The 15,532-nt window shown below is 43.3% G+C and carries 14 protein-coding genes and 1 pseudogene; 3 read left to right on the top strand and 12 right to left on the bottom strand.

Annotated elements, in window-relative coordinates; genetic code table 11:
• Nucleotides 1-326 precede the first annotated feature (326 nt).
• The gene (locus QP775_RS05335; protein ID WP_285104237.1) at nucleotides 327-1,139 is read left to right on the top strand and encodes a MerR family transcriptional regulator; all 813 of its coding nucleotides are present in this window, start codon (nucleotides 327-329) and stop codon (nucleotides 1,137-1,139) included.
• Nucleotides 1,114-1,746, top strand: a complete 633-nt coding sequence (locus tag QP775_RS05340; protein WP_285104240.1) for a GNAT family N-acetyltransferase — start codon at nucleotides 1,114-1,116, stop codon at nucleotides 1,744-1,746. The genes QP775_RS05335 and QP775_RS05340 overlap by 26 nt, the downstream gene beginning before the upstream one ends.
• Before the next feature lie 122 nt (nucleotides 1,747-1,868).
• Here QP775_RS05340 and QP775_RS05345 read toward each other — a convergent pair whose 3' ends face one another.
• The 9 genes from QP775_RS05345 to QP775_RS05385 form a co-directional block, all read right to left on the bottom strand.
• A complete protein-coding gene (locus QP775_RS05345) occupies nucleotides 1,869-2,942 on the bottom strand; it encodes a hypothetical protein (RefSeq protein ID WP_285104242.1) in 1,074 nt (357 codons plus the stop codon).
• The gene (locus tag QP775_RS05350) at nucleotides 2,932-3,507 is read right to left on the bottom strand and encodes a sigma-70 family RNA polymerase sigma factor (RefSeq protein ID WP_285104244.1); all 576 of its coding nucleotides are present in this window, start codon (nucleotides 3,505-3,507) and stop codon (nucleotides 2,932-2,934) included. Before QP775_RS05350 ends, QP775_RS05345 begins: the two co-directional genes overlap by 11 nt.
• A gap of 82 nt (nucleotides 3,508-3,589) precedes the next feature.
• Nucleotides 3,590-4,732 (bottom strand): efflux RND transporter periplasmic adaptor subunit, encoded by a 1,143-nt coding sequence (locus tag QP775_RS05355; RefSeq protein ID WP_285104246.1) that lies wholly within the window; start codon nucleotides 4,730-4,732, stop codon nucleotides 3,590-3,592.
• 19 nt (nucleotides 4,733-4,751) lie between these two features.
• Complete coding sequence (locus QP775_RS05360) at nucleotides 4,752-5,585, bottom strand: carbohydrate ABC transporter permease (RefSeq protein WP_285105717.1); 834 nt, start codon at nucleotides 5,583-5,585, stop codon at nucleotides 4,752-4,754.
• 56 nt (nucleotides 5,586-5,641) lie between these two features.
• Nucleotides 5,642-6,535: a carbohydrate ABC transporter permease gene (locus QP775_RS05365; protein ID WP_285104249.1), complete on the bottom strand. Its 894-nt coding sequence runs from the start codon at nucleotides 6,533-6,535 to the stop codon at nucleotides 5,642-5,644.
• Nucleotides 6,536-6,872: 337 nt separating this feature from the next.
• Nucleotides 6,873-8,246, bottom strand: coding sequence for an ABC transporter substrate-binding protein (locus tag QP775_RS05370; protein WP_285104251.1), 1,374 nt, complete (start codon nucleotides 8,244-8,246; stop codon nucleotides 6,873-6,875).
• Between the two features lie 187 nt (nucleotides 8,247-8,433).
• Complete coding sequence (locus tag QP775_RS05375) at nucleotides 8,434-9,201, bottom strand: hypothetical protein (RefSeq protein WP_285104253.1); 768 nt, start codon at nucleotides 9,199-9,201, stop codon at nucleotides 8,434-8,436.
• The gene (locus QP775_RS05380; protein ID WP_285104255.1) at nucleotides 9,194-10,642 is read right to left on the bottom strand and encodes a sensor histidine kinase; all 1,449 of its coding nucleotides are present in this window, start codon (nucleotides 10,640-10,642) and stop codon (nucleotides 9,194-9,196) included. Before QP775_RS05380 ends, QP775_RS05375 begins: the two co-directional genes overlap by 8 nt.
• A gap of 3 nt (nucleotides 10,643-10,645) precedes the next feature.
• Nucleotides 10,646-11,302: a response regulator transcription factor gene (locus tag QP775_RS05385; protein ID WP_285104257.1), complete on the bottom strand. Its 657-nt coding sequence runs from the start codon at nucleotides 11,300-11,302 to the stop codon at nucleotides 10,646-10,648.
• A 316-nt stretch (nucleotides 11,303-11,618) separates the two neighbouring features.
• Between QP775_RS05385 and QP775_RS05390 the strand changes: the two genes are divergently transcribed.
• Complete coding sequence (locus tag QP775_RS05390; protein WP_285104259.1) at nucleotides 11,619-12,116, top strand: DUF1036 domain-containing protein; 498 nt, start codon at nucleotides 11,619-11,621, stop codon at nucleotides 12,114-12,116.
• A gap of 228 nt (nucleotides 12,117-12,344) precedes the next feature.
• On the opposite strand, the gene QP775_RS05395 is transcribed toward QP775_RS05390, so the two are convergent.
• The 3 genes and pseudogenes from QP775_RS05395 to QP775_RS05405 form a co-directional block, all read right to left on the bottom strand.
• The gene (locus QP775_RS05395) at nucleotides 12,345-14,600 is read right to left on the bottom strand and encodes an ATP-binding cassette domain-containing protein (protein WP_285104261.1); all 2,256 of its coding nucleotides are present in this window, start codon (nucleotides 14,598-14,600) and stop codon (nucleotides 12,345-12,347) included.
• A gap of 158 nt (nucleotides 14,601-14,758) precedes the next feature.
• On the bottom strand, nucleotides 14,759-15,157 hold the full coding sequence (locus tag QP775_RS05400) for an SRPBCC family protein (RefSeq protein WP_285104263.1): 399 nt from the start codon (nucleotides 15,155-15,157) through the stop codon (nucleotides 14,759-14,761).
• A pseudogene (locus QP775_RS05405) lies at nucleotides 15,154-15,486 on the bottom strand (ArsR/SmtB family transcription factor). The gene QP775_RS05400 and the pseudogene QP775_RS05405 overlap by 4 nt, the downstream one beginning before the upstream one ends.
• Nucleotides 15,487-15,532 lie beyond the last annotated feature (46 nt).

The raw sequence follows: 15,532 nt of genomic DNA on the forward strand, positions 1-15,532 counted from the left end.
CTATCTTTCATGCTTTTACTGTCGATAAAATACGGTTTCCAGCGAGGGTTGAATGATAGATGAGTTCATATTAGCCCCTAGGTCAGACCTAGAGTCAAGCGAGGTGTTTGGATGGAATGTGCTGCTGCAATATCATTATCATGTGTGCAAGAAGGGCAGCTTCTTTTGCAGATTCTGGAGATAACTGTATAAACGCAGTTATTTTCTTGATTGTGGGCATGAAATGTTCTAATTTTAACAATAATTTCACATAAACACTTGACCCTAGGTCAGACCTAAGGTATATCTTTGAATTACGACAAGATTGAAGCTCAGGAGTGAGTGTTGTGAAAAATGAAATTACCATTAGTGAGTTAGCCAAGCTTATGAACGTATCTATCCATCAAATTCGTTATTTTGAGGAGAAAGGAGTTCTTCTCCCCGCTTATACAGATGACAACCAATACAGATTGTATAGCATCGAGCAGGTATATCAGCTCGCGCATATTTTGCTGCTGCGAAAGCTTGGAGTATCCGTTCAATCGATAAAGGAATGTATGACCTCCTTTTCTGCGGATCAATATGACCATCTTCTTCATCGTTCCCTTCATAAAATAGAGGACGAGATACAGCGCCTACAGGAGCTGCAGCAGTTCATTCAAAAAGTGCAGCATGAACAAAAAAACTTAAAAACAATGTCCACTCCCTATCAAATAAAACGGCGGAACACCACGTATTTCACACGTTGGATGGAAATGGATATCGGTACAAAGCTCAGTGCCAAACAATTGGCAGCACAAACAAAAAGCTTGCCCAACTTATTTGAATTGGACCTTCATTTTATATGTGATGGTTCAAACACCGTCAGCTTCTGCCTGGAAGCGCAACAGCCCGGCGATTTATGTCTGCCTGAAGGAAATTACCTTGTCCTGCAGTGCTCCATTCTAGAAGATGCTGAGCTTGATCATGCCATCGAGCAGTTCTATGACTATGCAGCAGCACATGCTTATGTTCCAGCAGGCCCTCTCATCCTGATTGAGAAGTCCTATTTATCTTTGTTTAGCAATAATGAGCTTCATTACGAACTGCAAGTCTTGCTTGATGCAGGTGTTCATTTCGAAGGAGGGTGTGATGATGACAGCGGCAGGAATAACAGTTGAACCTATGCAGGCCAAGTACAATTTACAGGTCGGTCGATTGTTTGTTTACGGATTTCGCGGGAAATTTCAGCATCTTACGAATTTGAATGATGACGATCTGGCGCAATTTTTCGCAAGTCTGCTTGAACTTTTTCCATCTGCAATGACCACTCGAAGAGTTATTGCAGTCTATGAGGGGGAAGTGATCGGCACTTTGTCAGTCAAATGGAACGTGGGTTCCATTATTAAGCAAGAAGAGAAAGCAAGTGCTTCGTGGCGAAACTTTAGTCGTTTCGGCAAGTGGAACGTTGTTAAGCTGTTCATCGGGCTTTGGTTATTAGGGCATGAACCAAAAGTTGGAGAATGTTATATTTCAGATGTAGCAGTCCACCCAGGCCATCGCAGTAAAGGCATTGGTAGCATGCTATTGGAATGGGCGCGGCAGCATGCTCAAGCAGAGCCAAGCTTGAAATTGCTTAGTTTACATGTCTCAGGTAAAAATCCACGTGCCAGACAGCTTTACGAGCAAATGTCATTTCGTAGGCATTCACACAAAATTAGTGTCATGAGCCATGTACTACTGAAGGAAGGGAAATGGTACTACATGGTACAAACCTTAACTAAATAAGACCGGTTTCCTGTACGCTAAGGATACCGGCCTCGCTTATTACTTTTTCCGAATTTTGAATAGATGCGTACACTTTCGCTATTTCTGATACATCAACGGATAATTTGCCTTACTTATTATTGCTACCATGCTGTTTCCGTTTTATGTTCAATGACTGCCAATACTTTTGGTTCAACTGCTTTCATCATTTTCTTCATTAAAGGCTCGCTAATAGTTACTCCATCATGATCCGCTTTATATTGGTTTTCAGACTGTGTTCTTGCAATTACATCAATCACTTGTTGTTTAGAGACATTTTTAGATGCTGCGATCTCCACAACAGATTTACCTTGTGCTAATTCTTGTTTTAATACTGTCGGGCTTATTTGTAGTAAAGAAAACAGTTTTTCATCATTTAAAAAGGAATCAGCAGTATAATCAGTCTTACCATTTAAAGAGAATAAACCTTCTACTTTAAGGTTTGAAGGAGTAGGATCACTGCCTCCTATCCGAGAAAGACTAATTGTATTGCCATGAACAAATACTTGGTAGAACGGTACTTCTGACCCCTTTTTAGCGTAACTCAACATCCATGTTTTTACATCTGGGTTCTCCATTTGCTCTATAGCAACTTCGTAGTCTTTAATGCTGCCATATATTTTAACAATAAGGTAATCCACCTTCGCCTTAATTTCCTGATCAGTCAAAGAATTGAGAGGTTTCTGCTTTGGCTCCCAATTCTCTTGAGTCAGATCTTCAATCTCACCCGTAATACCGTTTGCATGAAGCGTAATCTTTTTTCCTGTTTCTCCATTTTCCTGCAGTACGATGCTTTGTTGGATCGTTGTGTTGCTAGAATCACTAGGGTAACCAAGGTAACTTGCATCGATAATCTTAAACGATCTTGTTTCCGGAAATGCGCTATACAGCTTCTCAAGTGTTGCTTTGCCCAACTTATCTACCTTGACTTGTTCAGCAGTCATTGGTGTTCTAGTAAATATATCAATCAGGGTAGGCGCAGCAAATGCTGCGGTCGGAATCAAAATAGCAGTCGCAACTATTCCAGCAATTAATCGTTTTTTCAAGGTTATCTCGCTCCTTTTTTGTTTCAAATATTGAGAATAAGACTGTTCTATTCGTTTGGAAATGGCCGGTGGGCACGTCATATTTTTTGCCTCGTTGTGCAGATGTTCACGGATTGTGCGCTCAATAGTCATTGATCATTTCCATCCTTTCCCGGGGAAGATACCCTAAGCTTTTTCGAAGCGCCTGTAAGCCAGCATGATATCTGGACTTGACAGTACCCAGCGGAATATCGAGCAAAGTCGCAGTTTCCTCAAGCGTATAGTCGTGAAAAAAGCGCAAGATAATCACTGTCCGCTGTTTATCGGTCAGTTTTCGTATTGACTGCGATATCATTTGGTTTGTCCCATCCATCAACACAGTAGGTTGATCCCAATGAGACTCTTCCCGGGAGAAGACACGGACGCGTTCAAAAATTCGGAACCTTCTCCAGCCCTTTACCCGAAATCGCTGCACTTGACGGATGACCAAGCCGTTTAACCAAAAATGGAAAGGACGATTCGTATCGTAATTAGCAAGTGAGGTCCACATTTGCATATAGATCTCATTCATGACATCTTCCCGGTCCTGCTGATGATCCACGAGAAAGGAGACTGTTCGGTAGATGTCCTGATAGGTGGCATCGTACATCGTATGAAACGACTGTTGATCACCATCTTTCATTTTTATAAGTAGTTGGTACATATATTCATTTTGCATTCAGAGGGCCCTCCTGAGTAACCAGCTTACACACTATATTGTCGCTCTATCGGAAAAAGGTTCGGTCCCCAAGACAAAATAATTATGGCATTCGAATCTTATCGCCATCCTGCAGAGGATCGCTGCTCTCGACGATGACTTGTTCTTGCTCAAATACACCTTGGGTTACGGCTGATACTTGCTCATTAGAATCCACCACAATAATAGATGTTCTTCGAACGTAAAATGTACTGCCAAGCGGGCCATCTTTCCCCTCTATCGTAAATACATACTTTCCGCTTCCATCTTCGTGCACAGCTTTATTGGGTATCAATACCGCATCATCAGACGTCATTTTAGTGAGCTCCATATGAACTCTATCGCCTCTTTTCAAGCTCTTGTCTTGTATCGTGACCACAATACGCTTCATTGGAGAATTCAAGAGCGTACCTTCACCTACTGAACCTGTATTAATAGAATTTGCATCTTCGATTTCTGTAATTTTGCCTTCGACTTGTTTGTTCATTTTTTTATTTACTAGAACATCATGCTCTTGTCCTATCTCCAGGAGATCAGCTACAACCGCAGGGGCTAAAAACTCAAACTCAAATCCAAGGCTTCCGTTGGAGATACGCACATCCCCTCCACCATTGGATGAAATGAGGCCATCTATCGCGTTGACTTGTGTGACGATTCCGTCAAACGGAGCAACCAATTCGCGATTATTAGTCAAGTGATCCTGCAGCGTTTGAATTTTTCGCTGCTGAAATCTCTGATCAATTTTATTGATCTCGATTACATTTTTGGCGCTGCGTATGCTCTTCTCATCTCCGCTATGTACAGCCTCCATAAAACTGCTCTGTAGTTCTTCCATTGTAAGCTTAAGCTTATGAAGACTCGCTTGTTCGTCCTGAATCTGTTGTTCCGCTTCTGTACTGTTGTATAGGACCAACTTCTGCCCTTTCTTTACAGCATCCCCTAATTTAACATCTACCCTCTCCGCTTTCCAACCTGTACTATTCGTTAATGCTACCTCTGCCCTCCACTTTAATACACCACTACCTTGGAACGTATGAAGAAGCTGTCCCCGACTCGGCTCTACTATAACAACCTTAGGCAGAGTCAGAGCCATTATCGTGTTGCTGAGCAGCGTAAAAACAATCAGGAGGCCAATAAACCAGCCAGACAACCTTCGAATCTTTCGCTTACGTTCAGACTTCGTTTGATCTGTATGTTGTAATTCCATTATAATCACCCCTATATCACTATCCTTTAATTCCCGATAGCTGAATTCCTTCAATAAAGTAGGACTCTGCATATAAAAACAAGAGCACCATTGGGGCCATATACAGCACAGATGCAGCAAAAGCAATCCCCCGGGCCCCTTCGCTGACACGCGATAAATAAAGCGATAATGGCTGCTTGAATGAATCCTCCAGAAAAATAAGGGGCTGCTCGACCATATTCCAATTGTCAACAAATAGTAATACAATTAGTGCAGCAATTCCAGGTTGAATAAGAGGAACGATAATCTTATAAAAAATCCTCAAGTGCCCCGCTCCGTCCATTTTGGCAGCTTCGATATACGAATTCGGAATATGCAGCATGAACTGTCTCAGCATAAATACACCGAAGGCACTGAAAATTCCAGGCAAAATAATCGCAGATGTTGTGTTCATTAGTCCAAGCTTCTCCACTATAATGTAGTTGGGAACCAGTGTAACTTGAAACGGCATAATCATGGTCATCAAATAAACGACAAACAACTTATCCCGTCCCCAAAATCGGAGCTTGGCAAAAGCATAGGCCGCCAGCGATGCGACTAGCACTTGACCAGCGATGATCGGTGTAACTATCCATACGGAATTCCAAAACATCTGAAGGAACATCGGTTTATGAACCAGCACTTCCGCATATTGATGAATGGACAACCAATCGGGAAATAGCTTCAAGTTAACAAATCCATCCTTCTCACCTGCGGCAGAATTGATCATTTTGCCAATGAGCTTATAGTTATGTTCAATCTCACCTTCCGTCATCAACGAATTTGTGAATGTGATAACAATGGGAAATAGCATGATCGCGGCGATTATTCCCATCACCAACGTTAACGCAACCTTACGAAATTTAGCCAACAATATCACCGTCCTTACACTTAATCCATAAATTGCCGAAAACGGCGTTCTATTGAAAGCATGATTGTCACACTAATTAAAATGAAACCTACCATCAAGGTGGCAGCGGCCGTCAGTTTCTGAATATTGAGTGATAGAAACATGTTGTTCATATAATGCTGCAGCATATAAATACGGTCATGTGGATAATCACCAGCAATCAGATACGTTTCACGGAAAACTTTGAACGAATTAATAATGGACATTAAAATGACAAAGAACATCGTCGGAGTCAAGTAGACAAGCGTAATATGAATCAATTTATGAAATCTGCCGGCACCTTCGAGGTCTGCAGTTTCATAGTAATCCTTAGGTATACTTTGTAATCCGGCTAAAAATAAAATGATGTTGTATCCGATATTTTTCCATGTGTACACGGCAACCAACACGCCCATGGACCAATCTGATTTCATCCAATCGATCCGTTCAATATGCATGCTCTGCATCCATACATTCACTGTACCATTCCAGTCGAACATGATTTGCCACATCATTACGATAGAGGCGACGGGTACCACAAGTGGCAATACAAAAGCTGTCTGCAGCCAATTCTGAATAAATAACTTTTGATTAAGCAAAATCGCAAATAGTAAGGATAAAACGATGATCAGCGGCACACTTATACCGGTAAACAGGAATGTGTTTGCTGCCGCTTTACGGAAGGAGCCGCTATTAAACAGTTCATTATAATTATCAAAACCAACAAACGACCCACCCACTGCGCTATCTTGGAATGAATAGAACAATCCCATGACAAACGGAATAAGATAAAAAATTGCGAAGCCTAGCAAGCTCGGCGCCAAGAAAAGAACAGCCATCGTCCAATCATGTCGCAGCAGCTTACATATTTTGCCCTGATCCCATTTTCCCACCATGTTTAACATCTCCTAAATCCACGTCGAATGCGAAAAATGAACCATTCGATTTTTTCTTTTTACTAAACCATATTCGTTGCATTATCCCCTGCCATCGGCTTGTACACTACCAGTGTAGTACGCGAATATATGATAAGTGAGATGGACTTGTAATGGAGTTGTAAAAAGCTGAATTCACCTATCATCACAGCGTAAAAAGGCCAGCTGCGGTTGCAGCTGGCCTTGGTTCTGTCAGTCTTTGAATTGTCGATCAAGGTTCATTGTTCGCCTCCAATAATGGAAAGATAGACGTATTCTCATTCAAATAAGTCACACGATCCGCCACAAGTTTAGCTGGTTATTCATTCAAGAAAGTCGTCACTCGATTCTGAATTAACTTGGCCACGGCTTCGGCTGACTTCTGTCCGCTGAAGAAGGCCTTCGATTCATTCGTAATGATCTCGTCAATCTTGGAAGGTCTGAACTCCACCGGATAGATCGCTTCAGCCAGGAAATGCTCCAATCCTTGAAGATCCTGTGCTGTCACGTCGAATACCTTCCCCTTCAGTGGTCCCATTTCTTGATCCGATATCACCTTGCCCTCCTGCAGCAGCTCCTGCACTTGCTTTTGATAGACGTTCTTATTTAATGGGAAACCCGCGCTGCCTGCTTTGGCTTGTACTTCATCCGATAACATAAATTTGATGAAATCCCATGCTTCCGCTTTAACCTTCGATTTGGCATTCATCCCGATTGTATTGTAGGTTCTGAAATATCCTCCCGCTTCCTTCCCGTCTGCATGAGGTTTGACGTACAGCTTGGACGTAAATTCATATCCCTTTCCATAGTACTCGCTCTGCTTCATCATTCGAATGTAGTCCGCCGGGGAAACAATCGAAGTGTTCCAAAATATCGATCGTGATGCTGTCTCCGAAGCCACCTGTTCATCGAATAACGATTTAACTTGATGCAACAGAGCAGTAAAACCTTCTGAATCGAATTTGGCTTCACCGTTAGCCTGATCCACATAGGTAGCATATTGATCTTTAACCATTTCATTTAACAAATAATGCGGTTCGCTTAATAAGGCCGATTGGTTGTTGGCAGGACCCGCATTCTTTAGTTCCTTGGCCACGTCGACGAATTGACTCCAGTTCCAACTTTTATCATTGATCTCCACACCGCTTTTATTGATCACCGTTTCATTGCCTACAAGGCCATACAAGAAGAAGTTCAGCGGCATGCCATAGATTCCGCCGTTCAATTTGACAGCGTCCATGATGTTTGTGAAATATTGGTCTTTCTGAAAAGACGGATCATGTTCTATCAACTCACTCATGTTGACCAACAATTGTTTATTCACATAGCTCCCTGTCGGCAGCAAGTCCACCGCAATGAGATCCGGTCCTGTACCAGATAACATAGCCGTATTCGTCGTCTTAATAAACTTTTCGCTATCCTCTTCGCCATGTGCGTCATCACTCTCGACATAACTGAGATCAATCGTAATATTAGGATGTTTGGCTTCATATTTCTTCTTTGCCTGCTTATAAAACTCATCTGGAAAATAGGTGGAGAACACGATCGTTTTTTTCTTCCCGTCCAATTTCAAATCTGGAGCATTCTTCTCTTTTAGCGTTTCTGTGTTCTTATTTTCGCTTTGTGCCTCGCCCTTACTCGCAGGGGTGCTGCATGCTGAGACCGAAATGATGAATAGAATCATTAACATCATGAATAACGTTTTTTTCATTACCTTCTTCCTTTCCCTTATGAACATACTCTGCCATGAACCCCAGTGTAGTAGGCGAATATATGATAAGTAAGATAGACTTATATAGGAGTTGTAAAATTTAGATTCAAGCGCACAAATTGCAAAAATAAAGACCAGCTGCAGATGCAGCCGGCCATAAATTGTCGTTTTACGACTCTGTATAATATTGTAGGAGCGCCATCACGTCTTTACTGAATCCCGCCACCTGCTTTGTTCCCATTTGAACTTGAACACTATATTTTATCATTTGATTTGCCTTGTTCAAGTAATACACTTCCGGTTTATAGCCCCAACGAATCTGTTTCTTATCAAAAGTTAACTGCGATAATGGATCATTTGTTTTTTCCTGAATGAAACGTTCCGCCACTTCATGGACTTCATCCATAAGCAGAGTTGAAACGACATCGTTGTATACAACAGGGAACTGGTCAACATTATTGATTCGAAGTACATCGCCATCTCTCGCATTCACAACAATATCAAAAACTTCCCTCGGGTCAGCATCATGAATCAAGGTAACATAGAATACACCGCTTGGCATTTTTTTAAGCTCCGCTTCAACGTCAATCTCAAATGCGAACATCTGCCTCGGGCGCGTATAACTCTTATATCCCTTTTCCACCCGATCCAACAATTCTTTCAGCTTCACTTGGTCCACCGCAAGCAACTCGCCAAATTGAACCTCATCGATCGATAATTTCTTATCGTAGTATTTGTTGACCGCCTTCAGACTGACGGTCTTCACCGCATCCTGCGACAACACGCCTTCATACTGCACTTCGTTCTTATTCGGCTCTTTCGTTATCTTCTTCACGATCACCTTATCTTTGGCAATGCCATTGAATATGTCTTCACAACCCGTCAGCGACAGCATCACGAATGCTGCACCAATGACCATTAGGATTGACTTATTCATGATCAACTCCTCCGCCTTTCGGATAAATAGGTTCGAAGATAACTCGAATCGTCGTGCCTTCATTTTCTTCACTCGCGACTTCAATGACGGCACCGTGCATCCTTGCTACGCTCTGACAAATAGAGAGTCCTAGTCCCGCCCCCTGATTGCCCCGTGATCTTGCTTTATCTGCCATATAGAACGGCTCGAATATTTTGTCACGATGCGCTTCAGAGATACCCATCCCTTGATCGATCACTTCCAGCACGTATCGATCATTCTGACTGATGAGCCGGATCGTAATGCTCTGCTGTAGAGCTGAAGCCTTTAACGCATTATCTACGAGATTAAAGATCAGTACTTTGATCAGATCCTTGTCCAGCAGTAGCCTGCCGCCTTCACCACAATCAAGGATGATAGCAATCTGCTTCTCCTTCGACATCATTTCAAGTGCCGGTTTCATTTCGGCAATGATGGATCCTAGGTCTTGTTCTTCTATTTGACTGCGGCCTTCTTGCAACGAAATCAAGTCCATCAGCTTATGTGACAGCGACTCTAATCGCTTCCCTTCTGTATAAATTACATCCAGACCGTCGAGGAATCGTTCTTCGTTATATTTCGTCGTTCGCAGAAAATTAGTATAACCAATAATCGATGTTAACGGCGTTTTTAATTCATGAGTAAAATTATCAATGAATCGCTGCTTTTCTTGATTGTGCCTCTCCAAGACTTGAATCTTATCTTCCACAACCGCGGCCATTTCATTAAAATTTCGAGCCAGAATACCAATCTCATCCTTTGATTTCAATTGGACGCGTTCCGAAAATCCTCCCCGCGCAATTACTTGAGCCGTCCGATTCAACCGATCAATCGGCTTTGTCAGCCCTCTACTAACGAAGAGCATAATCAACATATAGAGGAAACTGGCAGAAATATCCACTTTTACGAAGAAGCTATACTGCTCCAAGCGATCCGCGTACAAGGAAGTTACGTCTTTCATGTAAGTAAAGACATAGCTTTTATGATTTATATCAGTAATATTCGAAGTAAACAAGATCGTACGCTGATCGATATCGCGAAGAATATAATGAATCTCATCCACAGCCAGCTTGCTAAGTTCTTCTCGATGGATCGGCATCTTAAAATCAACATTGCTGTAGATCGACTGATTCTTATCGTTCGTAATATCTATATACACCTGTTGATCGCGATTTCTCTCTACGAATTCCTTGGCGACATTAGCAAGTACCGTCTTCTCATAATCAAGCGAATCATAGATCCGAAGAATCGGAACAATCGCGTCGATACTTGAGTGAATGCTCATATTCTGGCTTAAGGCGCTGTTTATTTCCTGCGACAGGATCTTGTTATGGCTTCGTTCGATCACTAGAATCGAGGCTGCATTAAAAATAACGACGAAGACTAGAAAAGAAAACAATGAGATCTTATGCCAAAACTTCATGGCTCAATCCTCCAGCCGGTAGCCGACTTTGTAAACAGTCTTAATATGATCCTGGAGCTGAAGCTTCTTGCGTACCGATTTGATATGCATATCGACCGTTCTTGTTTCGCCGTAATAATCCCCACCCCATACGTTATCGATGAACTGCTCTCTAGAGAGGGCGATGTTCTTATTTTTCAGCAGCACAACCATCAACTCGTATTCTTTTGGGGTTAGTTCAACTGGATCCCCCTGAAGGGTTATTTCCCGTTTGTCCAAGTCGATTTGAATGTTTTGGAACTTCATAACGCGTTCTTCTTTGCCGTATCTGCGTAATACGGTTTCAATCCTGGCGAGCAGTTCAATCCCTTCAAATGGCTTAACCATGTAGTCGTCGGCCCCCAGCTTCAGTCCGTTGACTTTGTCGTAAACCGAGTTTTTTGCCGTCAGAAAAATGACCGGTATACGGTAGGGTTGAAGTTTTTCCATTAGTGCAAACCCGTCGAGCAGCGGAATCATAACGTCTAGCAGGATGAGATCGTACTTCTCTTGCTTTACCGCCTCCAGCGCCGCCAAGCCGTCGTATACTTCAGTCGTTATGTAGTTCACAATATTGAGGTTCATTTTAATAATTTGGGATATATGGATATCATCTTCAACGATTAAAATCTTTTTCTGCATATTTAGAAATCTCCTAATTCATCAAATATGTAATCACCCGATATCATTGTAACATTAACCGTTCCTAGGTCAGATCATGATAAATGATTTATCTAAAGGTGGAATTAGTATAAATGGGTTGGTAATTCGAGTCAAACGTGATGTCTAGTGTATGTGTCCTCTTTGGTGGTCGTTGATCGGTCCTTGAATAGTAAACTTATATTGACTTCTTTTGTATTTGGACTTTTTAATCTTCCTTATGCCTATTACTTTTTCGAATAATTGACATAGATTAAAGATGTGTTCTCAGTTCTTTTATAAGAGTGGAGTGATAACAGTGGGTTTTTATGTTCGAAATAGTACGCCTAACCCGATATATGTTGCTGTCGGATATTATGATGCAGGTTGTAGTCCTGTCACCTATACGAAGATTGGCTGGTACCGTATTACTCCTGGAAGAAGTTCGCTTTTAGTGACTGGCTCATCTGTTAATCAAACGTATTATGTCTATGCACAGGACAATTTCAATAATGAGTGGAATGGTAATTACTTCACTTCTGTTCCTAGAACAGCTTTCTCAATGTGCTGGATAGAAAGCTGCCAGGGCACGGGCTGTAGAACAGTAGGGTTCGATAGAGTTCCTGTCGGAAATTTTTTGAACTACACATTAACCCTTGTAGATAGTACTAAAGGTACATCTATCCCAAGAAATACTAGAGTGTCCAAAAAGAGAAAACCAAAATTTATATTAGGTAGACTCAGCCTTAAAAAATTACCAGGTAAATTAGGTAAATTAGGCAAGATTGTAAGACCATTATATGGTAGATTGAAGTAGATTTTTAGAAGTAAACATCCCGTGGCCGCAGAATACAATATTCGACTTCGCTAACGGGCCGAGTAGCCGTCAGCTATATTTTTACATCAATTTCAGTCATTATAAAGCGAAAGGCTGCCATTTCTGCTGGCAGCCTTTGCTCTCTTGCTACTAAATTGAACTTCTATAAACTATTCTTAAATGCCATTAATTTACATAACCCATATATTACTATGAGGCTAAAATGTATTACATCATGTATTTTCCCGTAATCGAGTGCTCAGCATCGATGATTTGCCAAGGTGTACCTTCGAAAACTACTTGGCCACCCTTACTACCTCCATCTGGTCCCATATCAATGATCCAATCCGCTTGGCTGATCACTTCAAGGTTGTGTTCGATGACGATCACTGTATTGCCGGCATCTACGAGGCGGTTCATAATCTTGAGAAGATGCCCGATATCTGACATATGGAGGCCAGTCGTCGGCTCGTCCATCATGTAGATGCTGCCCTTCTTATGCAGTTCACTTGCCAGCTTGATGCGTTGACATTCCCCGCCCGATAGCGTGCTGAGTGGCTGGCCAAGCGTAATATAGTCCAGCCCGACATCACTCATCGCCTGAAGCTTGCGCACGACCTCTTTTAGCTGGAAAAATTCCAATGCCTGCTCCACCGTCATCTCCAGCACTTCTGCAATTGATTTGCCATGCAGCTTATACTCAAGTACCTCTTCCTTAAACCGTCTCCCTTCGCATACCTCACACGGCAGCTTCACACTGTCAAGGAATGCAAGGTCTGTATACACCACACCTAGACCTTGGCAGTTCTCGCATGCGCCTTTGGAGTTGAAGCTGAACAAGCCTTGACTGACCTTGTTCGCGGAAGCAAACGCCTTGCGCACATCATCCATAATTCCCGTGTAGGTAGCGGGATTTGAGCGTGTTGATACGCCTACCGCGGATTGGTCAATGACGATCGCATCCGGATGCTGGCTAAGGAATACTTCGTTAATTAACGTACTCTTACCCGAGCCGGCGACACCCGTAACTAATGTCAGCACTCCGGTTGGAATATTTACGCTTACGTTCTGCAGGTTGTGTAAAGTGGCATCCTTGATCGTCAGCATGCCGGTCGGCTGCCTGCAATCGTGCTTCAACTGGAGCGGTCGCTTCATATGGGTACCTGTCAGAGTATCTGACTCCAGCAGGCCTTGGTAGCTGCCTTCATACACAATGGTACCACCACGACTGCCAGCGCGAGGCCCAACGTCAACGATATGATCGGCCACCTTGATCACATCGGGATCGTGCTCAACGACAATTACGGTATTCCCCTTATCGCGCAGCTTCTGAAGTAATTCGTTTAACCGGTGTACATCACGGGGATGTAAACCGACGCTGGGCTCATCGAAGATATAAGTGACATCCACCAGACTGCCGCTCAGGTGCTTCACCATCTTGACGCGCTGCGACTCGCCGCCGGACAATGTATCCGTCTCACGGTCCAGTGTTAAATAGTCAAGTCCGATATCCACTAGATGCTGCAACCGCTCTGCTAGTGACTTAACGACCGGCGCAGCGACAGAATCGCCTATCTCCCGAATGACTCGAATAAGCTGCCCGACCTCCATGGCGGACATCTCCGCAATGTTGAATCCATTGACTTTGCAGCTGAGTGCGGCCTGACAAAGTCTTGCACCGTGGCAGCTGGAGCAAGAACCCTCAGTGATGTACGGTGCAATAGCTTTTTGTGTGCGCTCTGACTTCGCCTTCACATCCTGCTTGATGTATTTGTTCGTGAACTTCTCGATGACGCCTTCAACTGTAATATTTGTTGCCTTCCCGGCGAAATCCATCTTCACTTTCCTAGCCTTGCCGTACAGCAATTGCTCCAGTTCCTCATCTGAATAATCACTTAGCTTCTTGTCCAGATCGTAGTCCCCCGACTGCACGATCATATTCCAATCCCAGCCGCCCACCGCATAATCCGGCAGCATAATTGCCCCTTCGTTCAACGACTTTGACATGTCTACCGCCTTGTTCATGTCAACGGCTAGTTTGCGACCGATCCCATTACACTCGGGACACATGCCTTGCGGATCGTTAAACGAGAACATGTTCGTATGTCCAACATACGGCTGACCTATTCGGGAGAAGAGAAGACGGAGAATGGGAGAGATATCGGTAATCGTGCCCATAGTGGAATGGGAACCGCCCCCGAGCCGCTTCTGGTCCACAATAACAGCCATGCTTAGGTTCTCAATCGCGTCCGCATCTGGCTGCGGATAACGCGGCAGGAAATTGCGCACAAACATGCTGAAGTTCTCATTCAGCAAACGCGTGGATTCTGCGGCAATCGTATCGAAGACGATCGATGACTTGCCCGATCCGGATACCCCGGTGAAAATCGTGATCTTTCGCTTGGGAATGCGCAAGGATACGTTCTTGAGATTATTTTCCCTCGCCGCCGAGATTACGATATATTCCTGTTTAGATTCGCTCATGCTTTACATCCTCCCAGTCGTGTTAATTAGATGATTAGAGATGGATATCCCCTCAAACACATAACCGGCTGCAACCTACATGCAGCCGGTTATGTCTTGTCTAGCAGAACTCAACTACCGCACCCACTAATTCGCCAATGGAAAGAGAGAAATACTGGCTATTGTTCCAACACCTTTTCGAGCTTGGCGCACCAACCACTCCAGCCATACTTGGCACCTTCGAGCCCTTGAGCATTTGAGAATCCGGTTTGCTCAAGATGAAGGTTAACCTTTCCATCTTCTAATGCCTGTAACGTCCAAACAACTGTATGCTGCTCTCCTGCGCTGGCCCAAGTGTAGGACAAACAGTTTGGCTCGTCCACGATAATCACTTCACCTTCAATAACTCCGTCCCACCATTCGTTCGGCTCAGTGCGGAACTGAAAACGGTATCCAACAACAGGCTTAAAATCATTCTCCATGACCCATTTGGCAAGCTTGCTTGGATCGGTTAAGGCAGACCAAAGCTTCTCGATCGATGTCAAGTATTGAAAATCTAAGGATAATGTTAAACTCATTCTTGTTCCTCCTCTAATAAGTGGTTTAGGCGCAGCATATTCACACGCCAAACTTGTGGTAGAAAGCTAGCCAATCTTGAATTTATTTTAAAGGTGAGGCATTTAGCCTAAACCGTGTTTCTCTGCCTACTTTACAGTTAAGTACAACTCCGGCATCCTTAAGCATTGTCAATGCTTGGATACCGCAATCCAGCCCACTTGAAACGGTGTCGGTTAACTCATGAAGCGGCAGCTCCTCCGCTTCTGCTAACTGACAGATGAATCAGTCGGAGCCTAGTTGGATCTGTAATCGCGTCAAACATATCCCGCAACTGGTTGTTCTCACGCACAACAACCTCTCCTAAATATTATTTCCAAGGAACAACCGATAATTTC

Origin of the sequence: Paenibacillus sp. UMB4589-SE434, from assembly GCF_030226685.1 — a bacterium.
Lineage (GTDB): Bacteria > Bacillota > Bacilli > Paenibacillales > Paenibacillaceae > Paenibacillus_B.

What these genes read in the sequence shown, in the direction of transcription:
- QP775_RS05340 (WP_285104240.1), top strand. Translation starts at nt 1,114, where the DNA reads ATGACAGCGGCAGGAATAACAGTTGAACCTATGCAGGCCAAGTACAAT.
- QP775_RS05345 (WP_285104242.1), bottom strand. Translation starts at nt 2,942, where the DNA reads ATGACTATTGAGCGCACAATCCGTGAACATCTGCACAACGAGGCAAAA.
- QP775_RS05350 (WP_285104244.1), bottom strand. Translation starts at nt 3,507, where the DNA reads ATGCAAAATGAATATATGTACCAACTACTTATAAAAATGAAAGATGGT.
- QP775_RS05355 (WP_285104246.1), bottom strand. Translation starts at nt 4,732, where the DNA reads ATGGAATTACAACATACAGATCAAACGAAGTCTGAACGTAAGCGAAAG.
- QP775_RS05360 (WP_285105717.1), bottom strand. Translation starts at nt 5,585, where the DNA reads ATGGGAATAATCGCCGCGATCATGCTATTTCCCATTGTTATCACATTC.
- QP775_RS05365 (WP_285104249.1), bottom strand. Translation starts at nt 6,535, where the DNA reads ATGGTGGGAAAATGGGATCAGGGCAAAATATGTAAGCTGCTGCGACAT.
- QP775_RS05370 (WP_285104251.1), bottom strand. Translation starts at nt 8,246, where the DNA reads ATGATGTTAATGATTCTATTCATCATTTCGGTCTCAGCATGCAGCACC.
- QP775_RS05375 (WP_285104253.1), bottom strand. Translation starts at nt 9,201, where the DNA reads ATGAATAAGTCAATCCTAATGGTCATTGGTGCAGCATTCGTGATGCTG.
- QP775_RS05380 (WP_285104255.1), bottom strand. Translation starts at nt 10,642, where the DNA reads ATGAAGTTTTGGCATAAGATCTCATTGTTTTCTTTTCTAGTCTTCGTC.
- QP775_RS05385 (WP_285104257.1), bottom strand. Translation starts at nt 11,302, where the DNA reads ATGCAGAAAAAGATTTTAATCGTTGAAGATGATATCCATATATCCCAA.
- QP775_RS05395 (WP_285104261.1), bottom strand. Translation starts at nt 14,600, where the DNA reads ATGAGCGAATCTAAACAGGAATATATCGTAATCTCGGCGGCGAGGGAA.
- QP775_RS05400 (WP_285104263.1), bottom strand. Translation starts at nt 15,157, where the DNA reads ATGAGTTTAACATTATCCTTAGATTTTCAATACTTGACATCGATCGAG.